Source organism: Coprococcus sp. ART55/1 (assembly GCF_000210595.1).
Lineage (GTDB): Bacteria > Bacillota > Clostridia > Lachnospirales > Lachnospiraceae > Coprococcus > Coprococcus aceti.
Map to the genome: position 1 here is coordinate 2716452 of NC_021018.1, position 2468 is coordinate 2718919.

Annotated in this window: 2 protein-coding genes; both read left to right on the forward strand. The window is 43.4% G+C overall.

Annotated elements, in window-relative coordinates; translation table 11 throughout:
• Positions 1-118: 118 nt before the first annotated feature.
• The gene (rpsO, locus tag CCU_RS12205; protein ID WP_004851136.1) at positions 119-385 is read left to right on the forward strand and encodes a 30S ribosomal protein S15; all 267 of its coding nucleotides are present in this window, start codon (positions 119-121) and stop codon (positions 383-385) included.
• Between the two features lie 305 nt (positions 386-690).
• Positions 691-2468: polyribonucleotide nucleotidyltransferase (locus tag CCU_RS12210; protein ID WP_208896234.1), on the forward strand; the 1778-nt coding region annotated here is incomplete at its 3' end.

Genomic DNA, 2468 nt, shown 5'->3' on the forward strand with positions numbered 1-2468 from the left:
ACAAAACCAGACACATATGTTATCCTACACAAGGTCAACTGACACTTAGTTTGAGGACACCTCTAGGCCTTTTGCCCGGTGTCAGTCATGTATATTATTTTATAGGAGGATTGTTATTATGATAACAAAAGAGCAGAAGCAGGAAATCGTAGCTAAGTACGGCAAGGATGCAAACGACACAGGTTCAACAGAGGTTCAGATCGCACTTCTTACAGCAAGAATCAACGATCTCAACGGACATTTCAAGGCTAATCCAAAGGATCATCACTCAAACCGTGGTCTTCTTAAGATGGTTGGTCAGAGAAGAAACCTTCTTGCATACCTCAAGAGCAAGGATATCGAGGCATACAGAAAGCTCATCGAGAGCCTTGGACTTAGAAAGTAATTTCTATTCGAGCCTTAATACAATAACAATTATGGGAATCATGTGTACAAGCATGATTCCTTTTTATTTGCCCGGACACATTTTTATGGTATCAAATAGTGTAAACAGAGGTGTTTGGATATTGTATTTTTTATATTCGTATGATAAAATTTAAAAGATTGTGGAATGACATATCGAGACTTCTATAAAGAATATCATGGATCATCGCTGAAAGATGGCAAAAAGGTTATAAGACATGGTGTTTTTTATAGTTGTTTCGACGTCTTCCACAATACAAATAAATATTAAATCAAGGAGATTTTGAGATGAGTAAGGAATTCAAGAGATACCAGAAAGAAATCGCTGGCAGAATGCTCACTGTTGATATCAACAGAGTAGCTGCACAGGCAAATGGTGCTGCATTTATCAAGTACGGTGACACAACAGTGCTTTCAACATGTACAGCTTCAGAGAAGCCAAGAGACGGAATCGATTTCTTCCCACTTTCAGTAGAGTATGAGGAGAAGTTATATTCAGTAGGAAAGATACCTGGAGGATTCAATAAGAGAGAGGGTAAGGCATCAGAGAACGCTGTCCTCACATCACGAGTAATCGACAGACCTATGAGACCTCTTTTCCCTAAGGATTATAGAAATGACGTAACACTCAACAACCTTGTTATGTCAGTAGATCCAGAGTGCAGACCGGAGTTGGTTGCAATGCTCGGATCATCTATCGCAACATGTATATCAGACGTTCCATTTGACGGACCATGTGCCATGACACAGGTAGGTCTCATCGACGGAGAGTTCATCATCAACCCAACACAGAAGCAGTGGGATGAGGGGGATCTGAAGCTCACAGTTGCATCTACATCACAGAAGGTTATCATGATCGAGGCCGGTGCAAATATTGTACCTGAGGCTAAGATGATCGAAGCTATCTACATGGCTCATGATATCAACCAGGACATCATCGCATTTATCAATGAGATAGTAGCTGAGGTTGGAAAGCCAAAGCATTCATATGTAAGCTGTGCAGTTCCAGAGGAGCTCTTTGCAGCGATTAAGGAGATCGTTCCTCCAGAGGCTATGGAGGAGGCTGTATTCTCAGACGAGAAGCAGGTTCGTGAGGAGAACATCAGACAGATCACAGAGAAGCTTGAGGAGGCATTTGCAGACAACGAGGAGTGGCTTGCAGTCCTTCCAGACGCTATATACCAGTATCAGAAGAAGACAGTAAGAAAGATGATCCTCAAGGATCACAAGAGACCTGATGGACGAGCTATCAACCAGATCAGACCACTTGCTGCTGAGGTTGACATCATTCCTAGAGTCCACGGCTCAGCTATGTTTACAAGAGGACAGACACAGATCTGTAACGTATGTACACTTGCTCCACTTTCTGAGATCCAGAGAGTTGACGGACTTGACGAGAACGTTACATCCAAGAGATATATGCACCACTACAACTTCCCTTCATACTCAGTAGGAGAGACAAAGGTTTCAAGAGGACCTGGACGTAGAGAGATTGGACACGGTGCACTTGCTGAGAGAGCACTTCTTCCTGTACTTCCAAGTGAGGAAGAGTTCCCATATGCGATCAGAACCGTATCAGAGACATTTGAGTCAAATGGTTCAACATCAATGGCATCAACATGTTCATCATGTATGTCACTCATGGCTGCCGGTGTTCCTATCAAGGCTATGGTTGCCGGAATCTCATGCGGACTTGTAACAGGTGATACAGACGACGATTACATCGTACTCACAGATATCCAGGGACTTGAGGACTTCTTCGGAGATATGGACTTCAAGGTAACAGGTACAACAGAGGGTATCACAGCTATCCAGATGGATATCAAGATTCACGGACTTACAAGACCTATCGTTGAGGAGGCTATCGCAAGAACACGTGAGGCAAGACTCTTCATCATGGAGACATGTATGAAGCCGGCCATCGCAGCTCCAAGACCAACGGTCAATGAGTTCGCGCCAAAGATCAAGCAGATCAAGATCGATCCAGAGAAGATCGGTGAGGTTATCGGACAGAGAGGTAAGACTATCAACACTATCATCGAGGAGACAGGTGTTAAGATCGATAT